Annotated in this window: 18 protein-coding genes and 2 pseudogenes; 7 read left to right on the top strand and 13 right to left on the bottom strand. The window is 40.8% G+C overall.

The genetic code is table 11. The annotated features are described in order from the left end of the window. The first annotated feature begins 25 nt into the window (after positions 1-25). Complete coding sequence (locus RMY00_RS00865) at positions 26-913, top strand: UTP--glucose-1-phosphate uridylyltransferase (RefSeq protein WP_322645753.1); 888 nt, start codon at positions 26-28, stop codon at positions 911-913. 102 nt (positions 914-1,015) lie between these two features. Here the strand turns inward: RMY00_RS00865 and RMY00_RS00860 are convergent, their stop codons facing one another. Continuing rightward, positions 1,016-2,413, bottom strand: coding sequence for a hypothetical protein (locus RMY00_RS00860; protein WP_322645752.1), 1,398 nt, complete (start codon positions 2,411-2,413; stop codon positions 1,016-1,018). A 447-nt stretch (positions 2,414-2,860) separates the two neighbouring features. Here RMY00_RS00860 and RMY00_RS00855 point away from each other — a divergent pair, with 447 nt between their 5' ends. Next, complete coding sequence (locus RMY00_RS00855) at positions 2,861-3,985, top strand: THUMP domain-containing class I SAM-dependent RNA methyltransferase (protein ID WP_322645751.1); 1,125 nt, start codon at positions 2,861-2,863, stop codon at positions 3,983-3,985. Between the two features lie 84 nt (positions 3,986-4,069). After that, complete coding sequence (locus RMY00_RS00850) at positions 4,070-4,336, top strand: hypothetical protein (RefSeq protein WP_322645750.1); 267 nt, start codon at positions 4,070-4,072, stop codon at positions 4,334-4,336. A 151-nt stretch (positions 4,337-4,487) separates the two neighbouring features. Here the strand turns inward: RMY00_RS00850 and RMY00_RS00845 are convergent, their stop codons facing one another. The 7 genes from RMY00_RS00845 to RMY00_RS00815 form a co-directional block, all read right to left on the bottom strand. Next, a complete protein-coding gene (locus RMY00_RS00845) occupies positions 4,488-5,828 on the bottom strand; it encodes a TMEM143 family protein (protein ID WP_322645749.1) in 1,341 nt (446 codons plus the stop codon). A 199-nt stretch (positions 5,829-6,027) separates the two neighbouring features. Next, positions 6,028-7,641, bottom strand: a complete 1,614-nt coding sequence (locus RMY00_RS00840) for an NAD(P)/FAD-dependent oxidoreductase (protein WP_322645748.1) — start codon at positions 7,639-7,641, stop codon at positions 6,028-6,030. Positions 7,642-7,842: 201 nt separating this feature from the next. Then, positions 7,843-8,862, bottom strand: a complete 1,020-nt coding sequence (locus tag RMY00_RS00835) for an LD-carboxypeptidase (RefSeq protein ID WP_322645747.1) — start codon at positions 8,860-8,862, stop codon at positions 7,843-7,845. A gap of 188 nt (positions 8,863-9,050) precedes the next feature. Continuing rightward, positions 9,051-10,073: an S-layer family protein gene (locus tag RMY00_RS00830; RefSeq protein WP_322645746.1), complete on the bottom strand. Its 1,023-nt coding sequence runs from the start codon at positions 10,071-10,073 to the stop codon at positions 9,051-9,053. 32 nt (positions 10,074-10,105) lie between these two features. After that, on the bottom strand, positions 10,106-10,660 hold the full coding sequence (locus RMY00_RS00825; RefSeq protein WP_322645745.1) for a calcium-binding protein: 555 nt from the start codon (positions 10,658-10,660) through the stop codon (positions 10,106-10,108). Between the two features lie 272 nt (positions 10,661-10,932). Next, the gene (locus tag RMY00_RS00820) at positions 10,933-11,058 is read right to left on the bottom strand and encodes a hypothetical protein (protein WP_322645744.1); all 126 of its coding nucleotides are present in this window, start codon (positions 11,056-11,058) and stop codon (positions 10,933-10,935) included. Positions 11,059-11,627: 569 nt separating this feature from the next. Next, entirely contained in the window at positions 11,628-14,060 is a 2,433-nt protein-coding gene (locus RMY00_RS00815; RefSeq protein ID WP_322645743.1) for a dynamin-like GTPase family protein, read from the bottom strand. 761 nt (positions 14,061-14,821) lie between these two features. On the opposite strand from RMY00_RS00815, the gene RMY00_RS00810 reads away from it, so the two are divergent. Continuing rightward, positions 14,822-15,379 carry an HPP family protein gene (locus RMY00_RS00810; RefSeq protein ID WP_322645742.1) on the top strand — a complete coding sequence of 186 codons (558 nt, stop codon included), beginning with the start codon at positions 14,822-14,824 and terminating at the stop codon, positions 15,377-15,379. A gap of 35 nt (positions 15,380-15,414) precedes the next feature. Here RMY00_RS00810 and RMY00_RS00805 read toward each other — a convergent pair. Then, positions 15,415-15,570 (bottom strand): annotated as a pseudogene (locus tag RMY00_RS00805) (ISKra4 family transposase); the annotation flags it as partial. Between RMY00_RS00805 and RMY00_RS00800 the strand changes: the two are divergent. Beyond that, a pseudogene (locus tag RMY00_RS00800) lies at positions 15,571-15,771 on the top strand (S-methyl-5'-thioadenosine phosphorylase); the annotation flags it as partial. 56 nt (positions 15,772-15,827) lie between these two features. On the opposite strand, the gene RMY00_RS00795 reads toward RMY00_RS00800, so the two are convergent. Then, positions 15,828-18,050: a sensor histidine kinase gene (locus tag RMY00_RS00795; protein WP_322645741.1), complete on the bottom strand. Its 2,223-nt coding sequence runs from the start codon at positions 18,048-18,050 to the stop codon at positions 15,828-15,830. Between the two features lie 460 nt (positions 18,051-18,510). Here RMY00_RS00795 and RMY00_RS00790 point away from each other — a divergent pair, with 460 nt between their 5' ends. Then, complete coding sequence (locus RMY00_RS00790) at positions 18,511-19,242, top strand: DUF3865 domain-containing protein (RefSeq protein WP_322645740.1); 732 nt, start codon at positions 18,511-18,513, stop codon at positions 19,240-19,242. A gap of 13 nt (positions 19,243-19,255) precedes the next feature. Further along, the gene (locus RMY00_RS00785; protein WP_322645739.1) at positions 19,256-20,359 is read left to right on the top strand and encodes an aromatic ring-hydroxylating dioxygenase subunit alpha; all 1,104 of its coding nucleotides are present in this window, start codon (positions 19,256-19,258) and stop codon (positions 20,357-20,359) included. A gap of 308 nt (positions 20,360-20,667) precedes the next feature. Here RMY00_RS00785 and sppA read toward each other — a convergent pair whose 3' ends face one another. The 3 genes from sppA to RMY00_RS00770 form a co-directional block, all read right to left on the bottom strand. Then, entirely contained in the window at positions 20,668-22,503 is a 1,836-nt protein-coding gene (gene sppA / locus RMY00_RS00780) for a signal peptide peptidase SppA (RefSeq protein ID WP_322645738.1), read from the bottom strand. A 108-nt stretch (positions 22,504-22,611) separates the two neighbouring features. Continuing rightward, positions 22,612-23,661, bottom strand: coding sequence for a type 2 isopentenyl-diphosphate Delta-isomerase (gene fni / locus RMY00_RS00775; protein ID WP_322645737.1), 1,050 nt, complete (start codon positions 23,659-23,661; stop codon positions 22,612-22,614). A 68-nt stretch (positions 23,662-23,729) separates the two neighbouring features. Next, a complete protein-coding gene (locus RMY00_RS00770) occupies positions 23,730-25,481 on the bottom strand; it encodes an ABC transporter ATP-binding protein (RefSeq protein ID WP_322645736.1) in 1,752 nt (583 codons plus the stop codon). Positions 25,482-25,753 lie beyond the last annotated feature (272 nt).

Raw genomic sequence — 25,753 nt, 5'->3', positions numbered from 1 at the left:
TTAAGCTGATGAGGATTAAGGATTGATGCAGAAAAATAAAGTTAGAAAAGCTGTGATTCCGGTAGCTGGTTTTGGGACTCGGTTATTTCCAGCTACTAAAGTTGTGAAAAAAGAACTTTTTCCGATTATTGATCGAGATGGTAGGGCAAAACCTGTAATTTTAGCAATTATTGAAGAGGCAATTAGTGCTGGAATTACAGAAGTGGGGATTGTAGTACAGCCGGATGATAAAGAAGTATTTGAAGATTTATTCAAGAAGCCACCCAAAAAAGAACTTTTAAATAAACTTTCACTGCAAAATCAAGAATATAGCCGATATCTCGAAGATTTAGGAAGCAGAGTTACCATATTATTGCAAGAGGAGCAATTAGGCTATGGTCATGCGGTATTTTGTGCCAAAAATTGGGTGCAAGATGAGCCATTTTTGCTAATGTTGGGCGACCATATTTATGCATCTGATATTAATAAATCTTGTGCTAGTCAACTTTTAGATGTTTATGAGCAAGTTAATCAAAGCGTTGTTAGCTTAACTACAACGCCAAGAGAAAATCTTCATACATCTGGATGTGTAACAGGAGTTTGGCATGAGTTAAACTCCATTCTAGAAGTTACACAACTCTATGAAAAACCTACCATTGAGTATGCACAACAACATTTGCGTGTACAGGGAATGGCAGAAAATGAGTTTTTATGCATATTTGGTTTGTATTTACTAACACCAAGAATTTTTGATTTTTTAGCAGAACACATCAACCAAAATTTCCGAGAACGAGGCGAATTTCAGTTAACCTCTTGTCTTGATAGATTATGTCAGGAAAAGGGAATGACAGGATATGTTGTTCAAGGCAAGTGTTTTGATACAGGTTTGCCAGATACTTATCGTCAGACAATGATTGATTTTAGAAAATTATAGAGTAATCTCAGTTCAATTTGTTTGCCTCGAGCATCTCACTTTTCCTGAATACTCTATTTCTTGAAAGTCTCTTATGTGAAGTTGAAAATTAAGCTCAATCAATCACAAAACTAACTCAAAACTAGCGTTAGTTAGAGCCGGAAAGGAGCTAGCACTCAATTGTGCAAATTTACCCCCGGAGTTTATATCTGCAAAACCATCTGCCAAACCATTGGGGTTATAAAAGAGACAACCATTTGCGCTATTGTAAACAATCACCGCGCTACTACTTGCTGCTAAAGTATCGTTTGTCACTGTAGCAAAGTCTGCGGAATTTAATTCAGTTGGGAAAACTGAGTTACTTAGAGCGGTAAAGGTAGATTTAGATAGTAGGATTTTGTCTTCTTTGGGATTGAAATCATTAATAGTATCAACTCCGAGTTCCTTAATATCAAACTTTGACCCTGTTGCAAATGCAAACTTATCTGAACCAGCGCCTCCTACTAAGAAGTCGTCCCCACTATCTCCTTGTAGGTAATCGTTGCCTTTGTTCCCGATCAGAACATCATTTCCACTACTGCCAAAAAGAGTATCATCACCCTTGCCCCCCACAAGCTTGTCGTCACCACTACCCCCATCTATTCTGTCTGTACCATCTCCACCAACAAGGATGTCAGAACCTGCTCCCCCATCAATGTAATGATTACCAATAACACCAGAAAGCGAAATCTTGTCATTACCATCCCCAGCAAAAATAACCTTATCGCCAGCCGAAAAATTCCCCCAACTAAAGGTATCGTCTCCATTTGTCGTAACAACATCACTACTTATCACATTTCTGGATTGAGCAATTGCCTCTTTTATGGCATCAGCAAAATTCTCACTTTTAGAATCAAGAGTCAGTACACTGCCTCGGCCAAGCTGGGTAACTAGTGTCTGGTAATTGAGTGCAACATCACTTGTAGTGAGAAAAATTGGAATAATGTTATTTGCTTCTAGCGCAGTTTTTACTTGTCCAATCTCTGGATAATCTTCATTAGGATCAATTACACCATCTCCATTATTGGCAATAGTATCACTTGGACTAACTGCTGCCCGATCGCCTGCAACGTGATAAATACTATCGGTAGCAATTATAACAATACGAAATGAACCGACTCTGTAACCGAGACTGCCACCGCTATCTAAAGCTGCGTATAAGAGTGCGTCTAATTGTGATTCGGAGCTATCATTGCCACCAAAAGCTTTCAAGTCAAAGATTTTGTCTTTGATTGTTGTTACATTATTTGTTAAAGCGACTTCTGGTTTATATACATAGTCAGCGTAACCCCCAAGAGGCGGTAGTGGCTTATCCTTAAAGGAGGCAATACCAAATTTCAGGTCATTACCAAAAATACTTGCTAACGTCGGGTTGGTTAAACGATTTACTGTCGCCGGAATTACGGCTTTTACCCGGCCCAAATCCTGATCTGATGACGATGTTAAGTCTTTTAGCAGAACAATATCAGATACGAAAGTCATTGTTTATCCCTCTCACTATTTTAATTAATGGGTTGTCTTGCAAACAAAGTGCCTGAACACTATTTCAGCTTGATGTTATCAGGGTTAATTGGATTTAAGATAGTACTTAAAATAAAGAAATAATAATCTTTTTTCACAAATACTTGCTGTGGTGTTACTACTCCGGCTTGATTTCGTTTAGCTGAGGCTTGTTATTTAATTCTTTGTATTCTATAGGACTAATGTTTGATTTCTAAAAAAGCTTGGTACAAATTAAAAAGCCTAATTCCCTATTCCCTACTCCCTACTCCCCACTCCCCGCCCACGGAGATAATTTCAAAAATCAAATACGATTCCTATACTAAGGTTATAATTGCAGACTTAACAGCGAATGTCACAATATATAAGTTAAGTTAAGCTAAAGTTCGTCAAGGGGTCAGCAGTGAAGAGTATGCTTTGGATTAGCGGATGAATCAGTATTTTGCAACGGTTGCTCGTGGATTAGAAAGCCTTGCGGCTCAGGAGTTAGAGCAGCTAGGCGCTCATTCAGTGGAGCCTGGGTTTTGTGGTGTAGCCTTTGAGGGCGATCGCACCCTACTTTATCGAGTCAACCTCTGGGCTAGGCTGCCGTTCCGAATCTTGGTGAATATCCATGAGTTTCCTTGCCTTGATACCAAGGATCTCTATTGCGGTATTCAGAGTATCGATTGGCAAAACTATCTCACGCCCGATATGACTTTGGCGGTGAATGTCACAGGCAAAAACGATCGCCTCAACCACAGCCACTTTACATCTCTCCAAGTCAAAAATGCGATCGTTGACCAGCAGAAAGAAAATCTGGGTGAGCGTTCAAATGTAGAGCTTCACAATCCAGATGTGCGGGTTAATGTTCATATTGAACGCGATAGTTGTACCGTTAAACTCGACAGTTCTGGAAATAGTTTGCATCGTCGAGGCTACCGTCCTGCGGTTGGAGCAGCCCCCCTAAAGGAATCTCTAGCTGCTGCCCTGATTCAACTTTCGGGCTGGCAGCCAGACCAAATGTTTTATGATCCTCTGTGTGGCTCTGGCACTTTACCTCTTGAAGCTAGCTTAAAGGCACTTAATATCGCACCAGGGTTGTTTCGTGAATCTTTTGGATTTGAAAATTGGCTCGATTTTGATTTATCCCTTTTAGAAAAGCTGCTGCAAGAAGCTAAGGATAGCCAACTGGATACTCTGCCTGCACCTATTTGGGGAAGCGATCGCGATGAAAATATAATTGAGCAAGCGATTAACAATGCTCAAAACTGCGGTGTTGATAACCATGTATGGTTTTCTCAAATGGAGCTTGCTGATGTTGTTGCCCCCGCAGACAGTGGGATTTTATTCTGCAATCCACCTTATGGCGAACGGCTGGGGCGAGATAGCGATTTAGGGGCATTTTACAAACTTTTGGGCGATGTGTTGAAACAACGCTTCAAAGGCTGGACTGCATTTGTCCTGAGTGGTAACAAGGAACTGTCTCAATCGATTGGACTAAAATCATCGCAGCGAATTGCGGTGTATAACGGAACGTTGCCCTGTCAGTTAATGAAATATGAGTTGTATTAGCTCCAGATTGCAAATGCCTTAAAAAAGTGTCAGTATGATCTGTGACTGACAATCTGCAATTTATTTATTGCTAAAAGGCTATTTATGTCAGACCAATTCACCTTTACCGTTACCAATAAAACTGAACTGACAATTACAGAGTTGTGGGTATCTGTCGATGATGAAGAGTGGGCTTCATTTAACTTGGGTGAGTCAGGGATTCCATCAGGTCAAACAGCAACAATTGCTTGGGCTGAGTATACGAATGGTTCGCCCTGTGAATGGTACATCTCTGCTGTATTTGAAGATGAATCAGAAACTGAGTCAGCCCTATTTAACTTCTGTAAAGAACCAGCTTTAATAATCGGATAAATTCTGCACTGCGATCGCCTACGCGGATGTGTACACCATCGCGCTTGATAGATGATTGCATATCCAATCCAGACATAAAAACAAAAGCCCTACCTCGAAAGTATCTAGGTGAGGCTTGATATTAGAATTGACATCGGAACCCTAGTCCTGCCTACAAAATTATCCCATTATATTGAAAGGCATTATCCCAAACATAATCAATCACTGCTTTCGCATCATCCAAGGGGAGAACTTGACACGCTCCCTGCTGATTATAGGTTAGTAAAGGGACTTCTGGTACATTATCTGTTGTTTCGCTGTTGGGAATTACTTGACCACGAATATCTTCTAGATTGCTCAGAGGCCCTTGAATATCAAAGTTAATCTTTGTGCCTAGTTTATTCTCCATCCAAGCTTCGATACGAGAATCTAATTGTTGAGGGCTTAACGGTATAGGGCTAGTAAGTAAGTGATAGTATGCCAGAATAATTTCTTTACATTCTTCTTCTGCCAATTCAATAAACATTTGAAAGACACTTATATTATTAGCTAAATTCTGAAAAAATAACGTATCGGTAACTATTTTTTGGAATTTAATTTTTTTATTTTTGTAATTAGTGTATTGCTTAAAGGCAAATCCACCCAAAGATATAGTTAATGATAAAGTTGCCACCAAAACTGGCATAAAGTTTCTAACTTTTTCCAACTCTACATTGAATAATTCAATTAAAAATGATACATTTAGTACTAGCAAAATTGCCGCAACCAGCAATAACAAATTTGGCAAGGTTCTTAATATCAAAGGAATTGCTGCCCCAATAGCAGGAATTCCAAATAGTAAGCGATCTTTCCAGGTCATACTCGTTTTTACATTGGGAAAGAGTAAGTCAATGTCTAGCTTCAGAATATTTTTATAGCAGTAAACATACATCTTACCGGGAATGAATTTCAAATCTTGGATGTTGATCTTCTTTGCACGAAAGTAAGCCGCTTCTTTGAACTTGACAAATAAAACAATCCGTTCCAAAATATCAATAGTCTTTTCTTCTCGCCAAAAGAAGAACTTTTTTACTGAAATTTTTTTATAGCTATTACCCCGGTAGTAACAGATAAAGCGGTCAAAATCCTCAAAATCAACTTGAGTTTTCAAATCAATTAGAGATTTGGTTGTTAGCGATCGCTTGACAATCGATTCAGGTAACAGAAGATAATTCGCTCTTTCGACAATATGCTGAAAAGCATCAACTATATTTAACTCCATTTCATCATATTGCTCGAAGGTTAGTGGAGTTATTGGTTGAATATCTTCATTGGGGTTAAAAGGTACATAATTATCTTTAATAATTTCTAAGGTTTTATGGAAACGAAAGTGATAATACGCAGTGAGGATTTGGCAGAAATCTTGAAATTTTTTGGCATCAGCCTCATTTAGTTGACCGTCTTGCAGGCAAATTTTGATAATATCGCTGCGAGTATAAGGAATGAACGCTTCTAGATTTTTGTCAACAACCATGTTCAAAGATTAATCGAAATATAACCAATGGGTTTGCCAAGCCCCAGGAAAATGGCGAGTATCAAACATTATGTTTTTATTGATAACTAAATTTTAGTATCTTGCGTGGTAAGTCTGACAATTTTTTCTGAGCAGAGAGGGTAAATAAAGTTCGTAGTCAGGACTTTATTTCTGGATTTTTAAGCACGTTTTGTGCCTACTACAAACTCACATTCCTCAAAATACTTAAAGCCACCGCCTCTGCCACTTTGATACCATCGATACCGGCCGAGAGGATTCCTCCTGCGTATCCCGCGCCTTCACCAGCCGGATAAAGACCGACTGTATTTAAACTCTGATAATCTTCTTTGCGTTTAATCCGAATCGGTGATGAAGTGCGGGTTTCTACCCCAGTCAACACGGCATCATTCATTGCAAATCCTTTAATTTGTTTGTCAAAAGCGGGAAGTGCTTCACGGATGGCTGCGATCGCATAATCTGGTAAACTCTGACTCAAATCACCCAAATGTACCCCCGGTGTATAAGATGGTTTAACTGTGCCAAATGCTGTAGAAGGGCGATGGTTGAGAAAGTCTCCCACCAATTGCCCTGGCGCTTCATAAGTTCCACCGCCCAATTCAAAAGCTCGTTCTTCTAAGCGCCGTTGCAAGTCAATTCCTGCTAAGGCGTTGCCAGGATAATCTTCGGGTGTGATGCCCACAACGATCGCACTATTGGCATTGCGCTCATTGCGAGAGTATTGGCTCATCCCATTGGTGACGACTCGCCCCGGTTCTGATGCGGCTGCAACCACCAAGCCCCCCGGACACATACAGAAACTATAGACGGAACGACCATTTTGGCAATGGTGAACCAGTTTATAATCGGCAGCACCTAAAAGCTTATGACCAGCTTGAGGCCCGAAACGACATTGGTCGATGAGAGTCTGGGGATGTTCGACCCGAAAGCCAATGGAAAATGGTTTCGGTTCGATATAAACTCCACGATTAAACAGCATTTGGAAGGTATCACGGGCGCTGTGACCCACCGCCAAAACTACATAATCGCTGGCGATATACTCTCCACTGGCGAGGGTTACGCCCCGCACCTTTCCGTTTTCGATGTTGATATCTTCCACCCGGCTTTGAAAGCGAATTTCACCGCCGAGGGATTCAATTTTGGCACGCATACTTTGGACGATTCCCACAAGTTTAAAAGTGCCGATGTGCGGTTTGTTGATATAGAGAATTTCTGGTGAGGCTCCCGCATTGACGAGTTCGGTTAGCACCTTGCGCCCATAGTGCTGAGGATCTTTTACTTGACTGTAAAGTTTACCGTCAGAGAATGTACCCGCTCCACCTTCGCCAAACTGGGCATTAGATTCTGGGTTAAAGTCTGATTTTTTCTTCCAAAAGCCAAAGGTATCAGCAGTGCGATCGCGGACTTGTTTGCCACGTTCTAAAATGATCGGACAGAAACCCATTTGCGCTAGCATCAAACCTGCAAATAAGCCACAAGGGCCAGTACCAATGACGATGGGGCGAATCGTCAAATTGCTTGGTGCTTGTGCCACTAGGCGATAACTCATGTCTGGTGTGACACTTACATGAGGATCTTTTTTCAGGCGCTTGAGTAGATGAGTTTCCTGAGTCGTTTCTACATCCAGAATATAAACAAGGGTAATCTCTCCTTTTTTACGGGCATCGTAGCTACGCTTGAAGATGGAATAGCTAATCAAATCTTCGTCCGTGATTTGCAGCTTTTTGAGGATGGCAGTCTTGATCTCATCTTCAGGATGATCAAGCGGAAGCTTTACTTCTGTTAGTCGTAACATAGCGAGGAGAAATACATACTATCTATCAAAATTTTAATCAAAATCAGCGAATTTGATATTGTGGATTTTGAATCTTCAATCCAAAATTTCAAAAGGTCTGAACGCGAATTTATCTCAAAGAGTTGCGCCAGAATTTATACTTGCTCCCCAATCAGCAAGCTACGCAAAATAAACCTAAAATCTAAAATCTAAAATCCTAAATTATTTTACTGCCGCCTCCAACATTCGTATTGTCCCAAGTTGAGCATTTATTTCCACTTCTACACCGATTGGCAAGGTAAATTTATCCTTAATATGACCAATCATTGAACCGTACCAAGCAGGAATACCTAAAGGAAGTATGTGTTGTTGCAATACTTGCATTAATGTAAACGATGGTTCATCTCCAAGACTACATTTAGTGCATTGCCCAAAGATAAAGCCAGCAATTTGATTAAGTATCCCAGCAGTTTTTAATTGCGTCAACATCCTATCTATACGATAAACATCCTCGCCAACTTCTTCCACAAACAGAATGTTTTTGTTCCAAGAAGGTAGGTAAGGTGAACCTACCATTGCTGATAAAACTGACAAGTTTCCACCTACAAGTTTACCCCTCGCCTTTCCCGGTGCTATTATCTCCATCCGCACTTCGCTAGGGTTGAGATTTTGCATAGTTACAGCTTCAGCATTAAATAGGATGCGCTTGAAGTAATCGACTGTAAATTGATTCCAGGTAGACGTAGCAACTGGCCCATGAAAAGTAATCATTTGACTACGAGCATTAATTGCTAACAATAGCGTCGTAATATCGCTGTAACCAATGATAATTTTCGGATGGGAGCGGATTAGCGAGTAGTTGAGTAGGGGTAAAATGCGATTACAACCCCAACCTCCACGCATGGGAATAATCGCTTTGATGGTGCGATCGCTAAACATCAAGTTTACATCATCGGCGCGATCAGTATCTTTACCCGCTAGATAACCATAACGGTCTAAAATATGCTTCCCCAGCTTGACTTTTAACCCTAACTGTGAGATAGATTGCTGTACTGCTTCAATATCTTTAGCGTCAACTATACCCGCAGGGGAAATCAATCCTACGGTATCACCAGCTTGTAGGCGAGGCGGCTTGCTGCTGGTGTTTGGAGATAGTTTACCTTGGGCAGTAAGTGGTGATATCTGGGTAGCTAGTGTAGCTAGTCCACAAGCTGTGAGAAATTGCCGACGCTTGATATTCATAACCATTAAGTTGGGAATTAGGGATTGTTTTTCTAATACCTAGTACCCAATTTTGTAAAGAAAGAGTAGTTATAGCACAATACAGTTCAGTTAGCGCCAAAACCTTAAACTGCGTAGGTTGAATATATTTTTTCTAACTCCTATAAAAATGAGCGAATCACGAGTGATTACTTGCAACTCAACAGCATTTACTGATGAGCATGAGTTGCACTGCAAGGTACATCTTTCTGCCACGAACCGCGATCGCCAGCAGGTATATTAGCTGTAAGTACTACCTCTCCCTTTTTGTTTACCGCCCATCCACTTGCTTCTACAATACGTTCTGGTGTGGTGGTAACTGTCCTAGTGGTAACAGGTGCATTGTTGCGCTCACTGCTAGGTTTGACCGATACCCAACCTACTTCTACTGTGCGGTTTGGGAAAATATCTTTAGTGGGATTAAGAGGTAAACCGCCGCGTCCGGTAATGATAAAGCTGCTTTGAGCATAACCTGGACTATCGCAGACTTGCACTACTTTAGTTTCTACACCTATTGTGGGTAACTCAACTAAGCCACTGTTGGGGTCGATACCAGGTGTATTAAGTTCTACAGTGCCTTGTCTACCAAATTCTGAACTAGCAGTGATGTCACTTAGGCGAGTTAGACTTTCACGAAACTTAATACCATAAATGCCATTCGTTTTGATATCCACTCTCCCACCTGCACCTGAAAAAGCATTAGCGCTTATGTCACTGTTTTCTTCGGGGATAGCAACAATAAATTTAGAGTTAATATCGATACTACCACCATCTCCACCCTGTTTTGCTGTACCTGCACTAGTGGAAATTTTACTGCCACGGCGCAGCAGTAAGAGGTCTTTTACTGATAGAGTAATGTTTCCTCCATTACCCGATGTCGTTTGCGAGGTAATACTTCCCTGGTCAAGACTCAGAGAGCTTGCTTCTACTTTAGAATCACCTGCTCTTCCAAGTCCTGTGCTGTTACTGGTTATCTGTGCGCCATTTTTGATAGTCAACTGCCCAGTTTCAATCGTTAAATTCCCGGGGTCTCCCCCGCCTGTGGTTTCAGTTGTCAAGAGGCTGGGCATCTGACCGTCGGCTGAGGTACCATTTAACTCTATAGAGTTAGAAGCATTCACCTTTACGCTTCCTCCTCGTCCCTCGCCCGTAGTACGGGCCATAGTATCTAAAAGTTGAGTTTGGTTAGGCACTACAAGACCTAGCTAATTGAAGAGATCAGACCTTAAGAAACAAGCTCAATATCAATACGGGGTATGAAATTAGGCTTGTTCTCAAGAGTGGCAAATTGAGTTCCCTGGAAGGACAAGGCACCAGTGTTGCGGTTATAACTGAACTCGTTAGTGGAAGTAGCACCAAACCCAATTGTAGAAATCTGAATTTTGTCGCTCTCCAAGTTGCTGAAGTCCTTGATGATGTCAATGTCTTCAGATTTGAAGTTGAAGACAAATTTATCAGCACCAGCATTGCCTGTGAGTGTATTGTTACCTGCACCGCCAATAAGTATATCGCTACCAGAACCCCCATTTAAGAAGTCGTTACCAGCACCGCCTTCGAGCGTGTCATTACCAGCCTCACCAACCAAAATGTCGTAGTCCCCATAGCCAAGCAGGTGGTCATTACCATCACCGCCAACCAAAAAGTTGTGACCGGCATTCCCATAAATTCGATTGTCCAGAGCGTTGCCTATGCCACTAATATCGGCGCTACCTGTGAGAATCAAGTTCTCTAGATTGTCACCCAAGTTATTGTTGCTATACAGTACATCGTTGCCTTTCAAATCATAAATATTCTTCTCTACCGAGCTCCTTTGGATTGTATCAGAATCTGTGATGCTGTCGATGAATTTGGTTTTTCCTGAACGAAATTCCGAATCTATCGAATTTATAGCACTTCCAATAGTTTTATCTATATCTTTATGTTTACGGTTGGGATTACCAGGATCAATATTGATAATACTCCCAATAGAAGAGTTTTTAATGATGTCAAAACCATCAGTACTATAGACGTATAAATCGGATATGTTAGAAGAACCGAAAACGAGGACATCAATTACATTATTGAAGAAAACTTATCATCACCACCAAGACCATCGAGAGTGTCATCACCTAAATCACCGAAAATGGAATCAGTTTCTGGAGTCCCAGTAAGAATGAATATCGTTACCAATAGTACCATTAATAGATGCCATGTCTATCATTCCTTGTCTAACTATGGTTCAGTGCAGAATTAAGTTAATTTAACGTAAGCTGACAACCAACGGTATTCGTTATCCTTTAAGAGAAACAATCTAGTTTCTTAGTAGTTCAACGGATTAAACAAGGTACAAAAAAAGTTGAGACTGTAATTAGGGTATTTAAGAGGTTATTTGAAAAGTGGTTGGCTGTGATTTCAGGCATTTATTGATCCCCCCTAACCCCTATTAAAAAGGGAAAATAATCAAAGTTCCCCTTTTTAATAGATTTAGGAAAATCTAGAACATTTTGCTACTGAAAAGACGACTTTTCAAACATTCTTTAAAGCAGATTACCACATTTTTATATTAGTGGAATAGGTTCATAATCCACCTCTAGTCTAAAACATCACCATCATTACACCTATTGGCTTGAATTTATATTCTATCTCACTATCAATTTTTTAGATTTTTCTATTTTACGCAAAACTGTACATAGTGAGCGCTAAAGCACTCACTACAAGCTACAATTATCTCAATTAATACAGATTAATTGAGATTAATATTAAACCTCTTACACGAAATCTGAAACCAAAAGCTTACTATCAGCAAACTTATTAACAGTATCAAAAGAATCACCAATTATAGGCAAAAGATTGTCATATAATTGCATTAATTGTAAACAAGTGTTAATATTAGAAACTGCTAAATTATATGCTGCAATATTTTCTTCAACAACACTCAATAATCGGCGATTAGTCGTAATTTTTTCTTTAGCTTCTTGTTCTAATGTTTTTTCTAAATAAGCACGCGCCTGTGGATATTGCTGCAAAATTTCATCTGCTTGCTTATCTGCCATTGGTAACAACTGAGTTTTCAGGGTTTGATTAATGGTTTGACGGAAAGATTTACGAATAGTTTGGGACACTTTTGGCTCAAAATCTAACTTCAATAATTGCCTAATTGCTGGTTCTGCTTCCACAATACTTTCAGCGTCGTAACCTTGAGAAGTTTGTGATAAAGTTTGGCGAAATTGATATATAGAAAAAGTGCCTTCATCGTAAAATCTGGGACTTTCTCGTACAAAGCGATCGCACTCTACACTAGCTGCACTAAATAATGCTTGAGCAACTCTTTTTTCTAATATATTGATTTCTTTTTCAATACCACCATCATTATCTAATAAACGATATAACTGGCGATAATATTCTGACTTACGAATCTTTTCAATCAATCGCTGAAAATAATTCGCTACTACTTGCTGAGAAGATTCAAGTAAAATATCTTCTAATTGATTTGCTAAGTAATAAAATGCCTCTACTAAAATAGCAATTAAAGGTGCGGTAGCGTTACGAGGATGGCTGATAGTTGCACGTTGATAAGCAGAAGCTACAGAAAATGTATCTAGCAATTCATCTAAACGGCGAATCATTCTTGATTGCAACTGCTTAAAATCTGCTTCAAAAGCATCACAAGAATTATTAATTACTTGGTTAACTTCTTCTGTGATATGCTCATTAAAGTCTCTACCAATTTGCTGGAGTTGCTGATTTAGGCGTTGTAACTCTTGCAACTTCATTGTCTCAATTTCTTGAGGCTGACTATCTAAGTTGCGTTGTACATTCTGATAATGTTTTTTGAGGTTAATACAAATATCTTCCAAATCATCAGCAAGATTTTTAAATAATTGGGGACGCTTTTCTTCGGTAAGATAGCGAGTAATTGCCGTGCGAAATTCTTCAGTACCACTATCTTTAATTAGCTGTTCTATAATTTCATTTCCCCAATCTCCTAGAATTCGCACATAATTTTGATTTGGGGTTTCAAAGCCGTTAACAGAAACACGGAATTTACTAGAAGACAGCTTTCCTGAATTTACGCAGTAGTTGTTAAACGCATAGACAAATTGTGGTGTTTCTTCTTTACCATCTAAACCTTTAATACTTTCTGCGAAAACAGAATCTAAACCAAATCTATCTTGTTGGCTTGTCTGTTTAATCTGACTGCCATAAAATCCTAATAATCCACTCGTTTTATAAACCTTGCTTGTATTGTGAAATTGCCCACTAATTAAATCGTCTAATCGTTGCCGTAGCTGAGTATTATACCAAGTTTCATCGATGCGGTTGAAGATATAGAAAACGCGATCGCGTACTCCCCCATTCTCCCGCATTAATTCCAAAAGTTCTGTTTCTTCTTTTGTCATCTCACCCGCCGCCGCAGGTTTTAGCACACACACCACCGCCGAAGTATCAGGATGTTGAATTTTGGCATAAGTTAGTTGTGCATCTTTCTCTACTGGTGCATCTATACCGGGTGTGTCAATAATTACATTGCCATCTTGTAGCAAAGGATGATTACAGTAATATTCTATTCGCTTCAATACTGCACTATTACTACCACGACGGGCATATCCAGCCGCTTCCTTGAGATTGGAAAAGTTAAACTGTTCCATTGAATATGTAGCATTATTAACCGTGTTGATGCGATCGCGGTTTGCTATATATCCCTCTAGTAACAATATTAACGCTTTCGCCTGTTTTGCACGTTCTGATTTATTCTCACCACCCTCTTGCTGAATAATCGCTTCACAACCTTGGCGTAGCAGGTTAATTACATCAGCTTGGTTGATATTAGCTACTGTCTTAAATCCTAGTTGTTGACACAAAGAAACTGCTTGTTCACGAATTTCTGCTTCACTTAAAAACGTCAAAACAACACGTTCTTTATTTACTTCTGCATACTCGATTTTGCATTCTGTACCTGTAGCGTGTCCTTCTGCGCTGTAGAGTAATTCCCTTTCTAATAGTGCATTTATAAGCATTGATTTACCAGCACTAAACGCACCTGCAAATACAATTTCAAACTTTGGAGAAATCGCTTTATTTAGGGAAGTTTGTACAGATGTAATATCTTGGAAACGTAGCGTTGGTTCTTGCTGTAAAAGTTGTAATATACACTCAACCTGCTCTTTCAAATTTTTGCACTGAAGCGGTAAATCTGACATATTCAGCATCCTGACAATATTTATGTATATGTTAGTTACATTTATTGTCTTGATGGTTCAGTAGGATTTCTGAGATATTTAATGTAGTTTGGCTGTTGAGTATCACCTAACCCAATACGGTTCAGTTAAAAAATTTATCCGTTGAGGCAGGCAGGGGAAGCAGGGGAGGCAGGGGAGGAAAAATCTAACGATCATCTTCGCTCTCAAAAATGAATAATTTAATTTCTGGAAATCCTTTATAAATTTATTAGGCTGACGTGAAGAGAAGTTTAAGAGGTTGGCCTCGCCAACTTATTCGCCTCGCTGTAGTCAGTGAGCAAGAACAAATCAAACAAAGAGCAATTTCAACTAAGCTAATCGTCATTCATTTTCCACGAATGATTAGCTTGCAATACAGTTCAGTTAAGCATTTCTTTCTTCTCTCTGCGTTCTTGGCGTCCTTGGCGGTAGCCTGCGGCAAGCCGTTCGCGTAGCGTCTCGTAGAGAAGCGTCTACGTTAAAAAAATTGAGTTTGACAAAGAGTTTTAGCCTTAACTGAACCGTATTGGATTAGCTTGTAGCAAGGGCTACCCTACGTCAACGCGAACAGCCCACTTTTATGCAACTTAAACTGATCGATTTAGGCTAAATCCCAACAAAATAGAAAATTCTGTATATTTGAATACTTTTTAAAGATTTTTTGAGAAATGTCATGTTATTGTAACTTTAGTAAAGCCTTGCTCAGTCAATTCAGGGAGTCGTGATTATCGAGTGGTTCATTCATGATCGACGCTAAAAAACTTCGGTTGAAATTGCAAAATTATTGGTTTAAAACCTTTGCCAGATGGCGATCCTGTCCGCTAACCTGTCCAATAGACAGACCTCATCATCGGCATGTTTTTTGGAGTTGGATTGGTAGTTTCTTAGCCATCAGTGCAACGTCTTACCTTGCTGCAAAAACTAATTCTCCTTTGCTGATGGCTCCTTTTGGTGCTACTAGTGTTTTGATCTTTGGTGTCCCTGACAGTCCTTTGGCTCAACCTCGTAATGTCGTTGGGGGTAATCTTTTAGCTGCTATCGTGAGTCTGATAATTCTGCATTTTCTCGGTTCTTCTCCCTTGTCAATGGGAATGGCTGTTTCTAGTGCGATCGGAGTCATGCAGCTTACCGGAACTTTACACCCACCTTCGGGCGCTGTTGCATTAGTCGTCATGATGACGAAACCAGACTGGCAATTTTTGCTAACACCTGCTTTTGAGGGATCGATGATTCTAGTGCTATGCGCTGTGATCTTCAATAACTTAGCCGAGGAAAGGACGTATCCGAAACACTGGTTATAGCATTGTATCGGGAGCATCTCACTTTTTAAAGTGGCTCAAACCGACAATAATTCATTAAGGTAAGCACAGCGATGGGCAAGGACTTGAGGCACATTTTCTTGTTTCCATTGTGCCCCGAAAATTTTTGTTCGACAGTCAACCTGTTTAACGGCAGATTCAACCGAACCAGAATCAATTGAACAAATTTGTTCGTGGAAATGCTGATCGGCAATTTGCTGCGGAATGCGGTGAATGCTCAAAAGGTGATTCAAGAAACTGTGCGGCGGTTGAGTGAAAATCCACAGCCGAGTGAGGCGCATTCGGCTTTGAAGTATGGGATTTTGACTCAATTGCATAAAGCACCAGTAGCGACAAAAGAAAAATTGGAGTTATTGTTGCGGAAGTATTTATAGTATTGAATATCACTCCAGTCGTTGATTTAACAATTTTAATAAATGATGCGATTGCTCTATACTTTGAGGGCGGGTTCAGGAGCTTTTTGGCGGATAGGCACTTGAATTATGAAATTAGTGCCTTGCCCAAGGCTAGAAAAACATAGCAATTTCCCACCATGTTTTTCCGTAATGATTTGGTAGCTGATTGCCATACCCATGCCTGTTCCTTTGCCTACAGGTTTGGTAGTAAAAAATGGATCGAAGATCCGGCTTTGAACCGATTCTGGCATTCCTTGTGCGTTATCAGCGATCGCAATTTCTATTGATTGTGAATCAACTAATGAAGTGCGGATAGTAATTTGACTGGGATTTTCCTCTATCTGTTGAGAGGTATGCTTGATATCTAACTCATCAAGGGCATCCATTGCATTTACCAGAATATTCATCAATACTTGGTTGAGTTGACCAGGATAGCATTCCACTTGCGGCAAGTTGCCATAATTTTTAACAATTTCAATTGCTGGACGGTCTGGTTTATCTTTGAGGCGATGTTGCAGAATTAAAAGCGTACTTTCGATGCCTTCATGAATATCAACTGCTTTAAATTCTGCTTCATCCATACGCGAAAAATTCCGCAGCGATCGCACAATGTTACGAATCCTCTCAGTCCCCATTTTCATTGAAGGCAGTATCTTTTGTAAATCTTCAATGAGAAATTCTAGATCAATTTCCTCTGCTAATGCTTGAATTTCTGGATCATGACTAGAATAGCGTTCTTGGTAGAGATAAATCATCTGTAACAAGTTTTGAGTATATTCATCCAAGTGAGTAATATTGCCGTGAATAAAGTTGACGGGGTTATTGATTTCATGGGCAATACCTGCTACTAGTTGGCCCAGACTAGACATTTTTTCACTTTGAACTACTTGTGCTTGGGTACGCTGCAATTCACTCATAGCTGTTTTTAGTTCAACAGTTCGTTGTTCGACTCGCGCTTCTAGTTCGGCATTACTATTTTCTAAAGCAATAAAGGATTCCCGCAATTGCCCTGCCATGTGATTAAAAGAGTGAGCAAGAGTGTTGAGTTCATGGATATTCCCCTCTGGGAGTGTCTGTTCTAAATCACCAAATGCTATTGCTTTGGTGGTCTGATTTAAACGCAAGATAGGATCTGCAATCCGACGCGAGGTAAATATGCCAATCGTCGTTGCTACTATCAGTGCCCCAAAACACAGCAGGATGCTAATTTGGGTGTTGGCATGGATTTGCGACATATAAGTTTTTTCCGGAATACCAACTACCACTAACCAGTCCAAACCATGTTGGTCACGCCAAGGTACAACATGCACATAGAAATTTTCTCCTTGAACATTAACTTTCAGTTTTTGGGTATTGGTAATGGACTGAAAATCTGGAATGCGCTGCTGAAGCTGCTTGGCAATGCTTTGTAGCACCGGATTGGGGCTGTCGATTGCTTTAAGGCGTTTAATTTCGTTATTGACTACGGTAAAAGGCTTTTCTTGAGCAGAATTGGCAACCAACATACCATCACGCTCCATAATAAAAACTTGTCCGAAGCGGCTGACATTTAATTTTTGTAAAAATTCACTGAGTTTCAACAGGTGAATTTCAGCCCCCACAACACCAATCAGTTTTTTGCTGGCATCATAAATCGGACGACCTGCCGATGCCACAATATAAGGGGGATAAGCAGGATCGTAATAAGTATAAATGCGAACCCAGATAGGTTTCCCGGCTTTGACAGGTTCAGTGTAAGCAAGTTCATTGACGGTATCCCAAGTACTGGTCGTCATCACTTTGGTTGGGTTGCCATCATTATCTGTTAAGTAAGTTTTCGTATTTTTCGGCAGACTTGGAGTTTTGATCGCATTATCATCGATTGTCACCGTTTTGCCATCGTAACGACCAGCTCCAGTTCCTTCCCCAGTTGCTAGGTTCAAGCTGATAAAGGTTAGGTCATAGGCTTGCATTTCGTGCCAGAAGTACTTGCCAACCTTGAGGCGATCGCGCACATTCAGCAATCCCATGCGAATTGCATCCGCATTTAACTGGATAACTTTATGAGGAATCGATAAGTAAGCATCTAAATGTTGATTTACCTCACCACTGGTTCGCTCCATCAACTGATCTGCTAGATTGTTCACCGCTTTCTCGCCATTTTTAAACGACAGATACCCGACCAGCCCCACGATGCCAAAAAGTTGCAATACGAAAGGAACGACCAGAACAAGCTGTAATGAAAATGCACGGACTTTGCCAGATGGATGTATCTTCATGAGTGGTAAATCTTGGTTCGCGCAGGTCTTTGCTTAACCTAGATTACCCATGAGTAACTTCAGACTATCAAAATAATGTTGTGTTTAATTAAGAAACGAATAATTAATAGGTAATATCTCTATTTACAATTCATCAACTGCTTGCTATTGGACTTAATCTTACAACATATTATCCTTATAAGAATTTCATTATTCAAATATTTTTAATCAGTTTAATTCTGTAATATAGTAAATTTCCACTAATTAAATTTTTAAAATCATTCTGACTTAGTATTTTTACCTAAAAAATACTAATTTTAATCAACTTAATTACTTAGTTATTTCCAGTAGCTTTACTCAAGTTTTATCAATTTAAGGAAGCTATTCTGTCCATATAAGATATCAATTGCGCGTTAATTGTTAGCAACTGTTAAAGCTAGATTAGCATTCAGCAAATCTATAAGAAAGGACTAAAAATTTAATGGAATTTAATCACTTAACAAAGCGACTTAATCAACTGCTCGCTCAGGATTATGTGGCATTTAGCATTACAGAAAATCCTGTCGTAAAAATACTTAGTCAGGCAAGCTTTGCTCAGATTGCTTATGTCATGCAGCAATATTCGATTTTTCCAAAGGAGTTGGTGGGTTTCACAGAGTTAGCAAGACGAAAAGCGCTGGGTGCAAAATGGAACGGTGTAGCTCAGGAACTCCAAGAAAACATAGATGAAGAAATGGGTAGCACAACTGGAGGAATCTCTCATTACACGCTTTTAGCTGACGGGCTGGAAAAAGGGCTGGGTGTTGCTGTGAAGAATACAATGCCATCAGTTGCTACATCCAAACTGCTAAGAACTATGCTATCGCTATTTGACCACCAAGCAAGCTATGTACTTGGGGCAACCTACGCGATCGAGGCAACTTCAATTCCTGAGTTGACTCTGATTGTGAAACTTGTAAAGTGGTTACACGAAGGAGCAATGCCCAAGGATTTGCAATATTTTTTTAGTAAACATTTAGATGAGTGGGAAGTTGAACATGAAGCGGGCTTAAGAACATCTGTGGCAGCCTACATACAACCCGAAGAATTTGGAGAGTTTGCAGCAGGGTTCCGAGCAATGATTGATGCAATGCAGGTTTGGTGGCAGGAATTAGCGCAAGAGGCAATCTCATCTGAGGTTGTTCTGAGTACAGCGATCGCTCAACACCACTGATTAGATAGAACTTATGAATATCTTCACCCATCCATCATTTGTGGATGAAACTCTTAATACTAATAAACCAAAATTTGGGCTACCTGGTGATTACTACTTTAGTGAACAAATTTTTGCTTATGAGCAGCAAACTATCTGGCGTAATATCTGGCAGTTTGTAGGACGTGAATCCGATCTACCTAATCCTGGGGATTATTTAACTTGCCAAGTTGGCGATCAGCCCATGTTCGTGATTCGAGATAATAATGGCATATTGCGAGGGATGCACAATGTTTGTCCGCATCGTGGAGCGCAGATGTTACAAGGGCAGGGTCATTGTCAACGGGTGCGTTGTCCGTATCATGGTTGGAACTTCAATTATGAAGGCAATCTTAAAGGTTTACCTCGCGCTGAGTGTTTTCCCAATTTAGATAAGTCGGCTGTCTATCTAGCTAAGGGACGAGTAGAGACATGGGGCGGCTTTATCTTTGTTTGCTCAGAAGCAGATGGGGAATCTTTAGTCAGTTATTTAGCCGGATTCTCAGCCTATCTAGAGCAATATCAGCACTCTTTGCAGGAACTTCAGCAGGTTGACCACTGGTTTTATGAAGAGCCAGCCAATTGGAAATTTCCCATTGAGAATTATCTAGAGTGTTATCACTTGTCAGTTGTTCATGCCCAAAGTTTAAAGTGTTTCGATCCGAAGAATATTATTTACACTCCCACTGGGCGACACTATCAGATATTTGTTCCTTTTACAGATGATGAATTTGTGAAAGATCATCCCGCTTTTTCAGGAGAACCAAGGGGACAATCTTACCAGGGCTTCATCTTTCCCAATATGATGATTAATACTGCAAGAGACAAAGTTTCAGTTTTTCGGCTGACTCCTTTATCTCCCACAAGAACTAAGTTTGAGGTTTTTATTTATCAAACAAAAGCACAGATTGAAGCATTTCCTTATAAGCAGGATGAATTTCGACCTGAATTTGAGCGGGTGTTAAATGAAGACTTTGGGGTAGTGCGATCGCTACAAGCAAGTGTTCACTCCAAAGCTTATGGTGTACTTCAGCTTGCAGACATTGAATATGGAATTTCTCACTTTCATCAAGTGTTGTCGAAGTACTACCAACCCTAATAAGTAGGTCGGCGTAAATAATTATCGTTGGGACAAGGCAGGGGGGCAGGGGGCAGGGAGAAAAAGAGTTTGAGCCTTGTTTACTTTTCTTCACACAGTTTAGTTTTATTGTGCCGACTTATACCGTTTCACTTTAAGGTTGATACATTTAGGCAAGCAGGGGAGCAGAGGGGAAAGAATTTGTATCAGGATTTTAGTGAAATGGTATTACTTACACTTTCCTTAGTATCAAGTCTAGAGGGATGACAACGCCCTTGCGATCGCAAGGGCATTGGTGTTGTGATTGTTGGATAGATCCGGTGATGATGTTAATCAATCTTCAAGTTGAAAGGCAAACGGGCATAAACCCCCTGTGGATCGTTCATCTTTTGCAGAATTCCGATTTCTTGTTGCAACTTTTGGAATTCATTGATGAGGGGATTAGATTGTTGAAGTTGCGTCCCCTCAATTCCTAAAGCAGTCCGCACCTCTTCGGTTGCACGTCCAAAGAACCGTTCTCCGAAATTGTTAGTGCGAGGATATTCTTGCACTTCCCAGTCTTCTCCTAGTTTTGCCTGCTTGGCAGCATAAGCGATCGCACTATTCAACCCGCCAATTTCATCCACTAAACCAATTTCTTTAGCCGCTACACCAGACCAAACTCGTCCTTGAGCAATTTCTGCAACTTTTTGTTCTGGGAGTTTCCGACCTTGAGAAACTTTATTCAGAAACATATCATAAATTCGGTTCACACTACGTTGATAAATTGCCAACTCTTGAGGCGATTTCGGACGCGAAACTGTTTGACTATCAGCATAGGTTGCAGTTTTTACTGAATCCCAGGTGATGCCGTTATCACTCGCTAGCTTTGCACCATTAAACAGCAACCCAAATACACCTATTGAACCTGTAATAGTGTTTGGTTCGGCAAAAATGCGATTAGAGTCGCTAGCAATCCAATAACCACCAGAGGCGGCCACATCACCCATTGACACTACCACTGGTTTCGCTTGACGAGTTAATTTCACCTCTCGCTGCATAACTTCGGCTGCGGTAGCACTACCACCAGGACTGTTAATTCGTAATACAACAGCTTTTACATCCTTATCTTGTCGAAGTTTCTTGAAGATTTTGGCAAAGCGATCGCCTCCTACTTGCCCATCTTCTCCTTTACCATCGACAATCTCACCTTCAGCATAAACAACGGCAATTTCATTTTTTGAACTACGTTCTACACCCAAAGATTTGCCAGAAACTTCTGCATAACTATTCAGGCTAATTTGTCGGAATGTTTTGTCGTCTTTATCGCTATCTGTCAACTTTTTGAGGTCAGTTACCACTTCATCAGGGTATTGGACTTGATCAACTAAACCGCTAGTTTTCGCTTGTGTGGCTTCGAGTAGCGCCTGACTATCTGCGATCGCTTGCAACTGCTTAGGTTCAATTTTCCGACTTGCGCCTACAGTAGTACGCCACTCTCCCCAAACATCATCCAACAATTTCTGAGTTTGTTCGCGGTTTTCTGGACTCAACTTTGTGAGGATAAACGGTTCTACAGCCCCCTTAAATTTCCCCACTCGCACGACTTGAACACCAATGCCATATTTCTGCAATGCACCGGCTAAAAACATCGGTTGTGAACTCAAGCCGTTGATTTCCATCATTCCTAGAGGATTCAGTACAATGGAATCTGCTACTGAACTAAGGTAATATTCTTTTTTACTCCAATCACTGCCATAGGCGACAATCTTTTTCCCCGCAGCGCGAAATTCCTCTAACGCTTTCCGAATTTCTTTCAGAGAGGCATAGCCGACGTTACCAGCTTGGCTTGTGTTTGTTGCATCTAAATAGATCCCAACAATTCGCGGATCGCGCCGCGCCTTTTCCAAAGTTTCTACAACTTTGCGGAGTGCCATTCTTTCGTCATCTACACCTGATATTGTGCTTTGAAACAATTCATCTGAACTAGGTTCGCTATCAGTAATTTTCATTGACAAGTCAAAAACTAGCATTGACTTATCTTTCACATTTGGCCCAGTATCTTTAGAAGAAGTAGCAGCCAATATTAGCAAGAATAATCCAGTGGTTCCCAGACCACCAAAAATAATTAGTCCTAGTAAGGTGCCAATTAAACTAGCAAAAGTTTGTTTGATAAAATTACGCATTAGTTATTAGTTATTGGGCGTTGGGCATTGGGCATTGGGCATTGGGCATTGGGCATTGCTTATTTTCCTTGTCTTTCTTATCTTCCCCATTCCCTATTCCCTATTTACTTATTCTATGCGCTGTAAACTATCAGAGTGCTTTAACTGAAACAAAGTGGCGTTGCCAGTGCAAAATAAGACTGTAGTAATTTCGGCAATTAATACTTCAACAAGTTCTGCAACTGCTTTTTCTGATGTTGCTGCTGCTTGCAAAAAAGGCATTGCTAAACCAGCTATATCTGCTCCCAAGGCGATCGCGACTGCAACATCCAATCCATGACGCAAACCTCCCGAAGCAATTAAGGGCACATTTGGAGCGATCGCTCTAATAGTTGTAATACACTCTGCTGTCGGTAAACCCCAATCGGCAAACGTCGTTCCTAAGCGACGTTGCAAGGGATTTTCCGCCCGTTCGCTTTCTACTTTTGCCCACGAAGTACCCCCCGCACCAGCCACATCAATTGCTGCTACTCCAGAGGCGAGAAGTTTTTGTGCGATCGCTGCTGAAATGCCGTTACCTACTTCCTTTGCAATTACTGGCACTGGCATTTTAATGCACAACTCAGATATCTTGTCAAGCAAACCCCGAAAATTAGTATCACCTTTGGGTTGAATGCACTCTTGTAGAGGGTTAATGTGTAAAATCAAGGCATCAGCCTCTAAGATATCCACTACCCGCAAACATTCATCCAAGCCGTACTTATAGTTAAGTTGCACAGCGCCCAAGTTCGCAAATAGCAGAACATCGGGGGCATACTTACGGACAGCAAAAGTATCAGCTACCTGGGGTTTTTCTACCGCTACGCGCTGGGAACCAACACCCATTGCAATTTTGTAGTGTTGCGCGACTTGCGCCAAACGTTGGTTAATCATTGCGGCTTGTTCTGTTCCGCCAGTCATGGAAGAAATTAACAAGGGTGCATTAAGGTGTTTCCCCAGGAAAGTTGTACTGATATCAATATCGTTGTGATTGAGTTCGGGTAAGCAAGAATGAGTGAAACGATAACGTTCCAGTCCATTGGTGATTTGATGAGACTGAACATCTTCCTCTAAACAGATCCGAATGTGATCGGCTTTGCGATTCTGAGTTTGTGCAGAGATATTGATAGGGGCGTTCACTGGTAGGTATAGCTAAAAGTATTGGCTTGCGATCGCTATTGTTACATTGTCTATTTACGCCGACCTACTTAGTGCAGTAATTCTTCAACTTGATGTTGGCTCCACAAAATTCTGTATAGACCCTGTTGTTTTAAAAGTTCTAAGTGATTACCTGTTTCGACAATTTTTCCCTTTTCCATCACAAAAATTCGGTCAGCCGTCGCCGCCGCCGATAATTGATGGGTAATGAAAATTACTGTTTTGCGTACAGTACCACCAGAGAGATTTTTGAGGATTTGCGTGGCTGTTTGATTATCCACACTAGAGAGGGCATCATCCAAAATTAATACTGGAGCATTGACCAGCATAGCCCTAGCTAAGGCAGTACGTTGTCGTTGACCACCAGAAAGAGTAATACCACGTTCACCAACAATAGTTTCATATTGCTGGGGAAAATTGTTAATTTCTGATTCAATTTGGGCAAGTTTAGCAACAGATTCTATCTGCTCTTGTTCGCTAATTGGATCACCGTAACGGATATTATTTTTGATTGTAGTGCTAAATAGAAAACTATCTTGAGGAACGTAGGCGATCGCACCTCGTAAATCTGCCAACGCTATCTTAGTAATATCCACCCCATCTAAAAACAATTGTCCTGATTCAATATCCAACAAGCGCGGTAAAGCATTGGCCAAAGTGGATTTTCCCGAACCAATTGCCCCAACAATGGCTACGGTTTCTCCCGGAGCAATGGTAAAGTTAACATTTTCTAGCGCAGGAGTAGTGTAACCAGGGTAAGTATAGGTGAGATTTTTAGCTGTCACTTCCCCTTTAAGTTCAGCCACAGGTAGATGTATGGTATCGGCTGTGTCTTGAATTTTCGGTGTTACAGAGAGAATCGATTCAAGGCGATCTATACTAACTTCACCCCGTTGGTAGGCTGTAATTGTGAATCCTAAAATGGCTGTGGGGAAAACTAGACGCTCTACATAAATTAACAGTACTAAAAAATCACCAACTTGAAGTGTCCCAGAAGACATCCGTGCCGTCCCTAGCCAGATGATTATCAGCGAACTAATATTGGCTAACCCGCTAATTACCGGAAACAGTATATTTCGGAGTTTTGCCAGTTCCAAGTTAGCAGTCAATAGCTGCTGATTTTTCTTGGCAAAAGCTCGACGCTCGTTTGCTTCTTGGGCATAGATTTTAATTAAGGCAATACCACTGATATCCTCTTGGATAAGTTCGCTGATGTCAGAGAGTTGCTCTTGGACTGCTGCTTGTTGTTTGCGTAAGCGATTACTAAACAGACTCACTAACAAGAGCATAAAAGGGTACACTGCCAGAGAGGCTAGTGTGAGATCCACACTAATTGCCAGCATTACTGGCAGTGTTAGGGCATAGGCAAACACGATATTTGCCAAACTCAAGACTGCAAAACCCAACAACCGCTTGATATTGTCCACATCACTGGTAGCCCGACTAATCAAATCGCCAGCAGTATTACTAGCAAAATAAGCCGGCTCCAGCTTGAGTAAGTGTTCAAAAATCCTTTGTTTCAGATCAAATTCTACCTGTCGCCCTACCCCAAATAGCCAAATACGGGATGCCATCCGCATTAGCCACATTGCCGAACTGAGTAAGACAATGATTACTACGTCATGTATTATTTGGCTCAAGACGAAGGTTGTGGAGAGTTTGTCAACGCCAGCACGAATCAACAAGGGGATATAAACGCCCAGTGCATTGACAGACAACAAAGCGAGAATGCCTAAAGACGCCTCCCGCCAATGGGGACGTAGGTAAGCAATGAGTTTAGCGATTCGTCGAGATTTTGCCATTAAAGCAATTTTGCAACTTTATCATCCTAGATTAACTGCTAGTCCAAGGAGACAGCACTGTAGAGGGAATATTGCTTGTAAATTAAGCTTTTATTACCTCTTTGAACTGGATAGTTATGGAAAAAAGCAGGAGGCAGATAGCGCCGCGTAAAGCCTTCTCTACGAGAGGCTGCGCCAACGGCATGGCAACGCTATGAGCGAGTTTGCGAGCATTGGGCAGGAGGCAGAAGAGAAGAGGAATTGGGGCAGGGGGCGAAGAGCAGAGGGTAAAG

The organism is Nostoc sp. ChiVER01 (assembly GCF_034531155.1).
Taxonomy (GTDB): domain Bacteria; phylum Cyanobacteriota; class Cyanobacteriia; order Cyanobacteriales; family Nostocaceae; genus Nostoc.
Note: the sequence above shows the minus strand (reverse complement) of the source record. Positions and strands in the feature narration are given on the sequence as shown.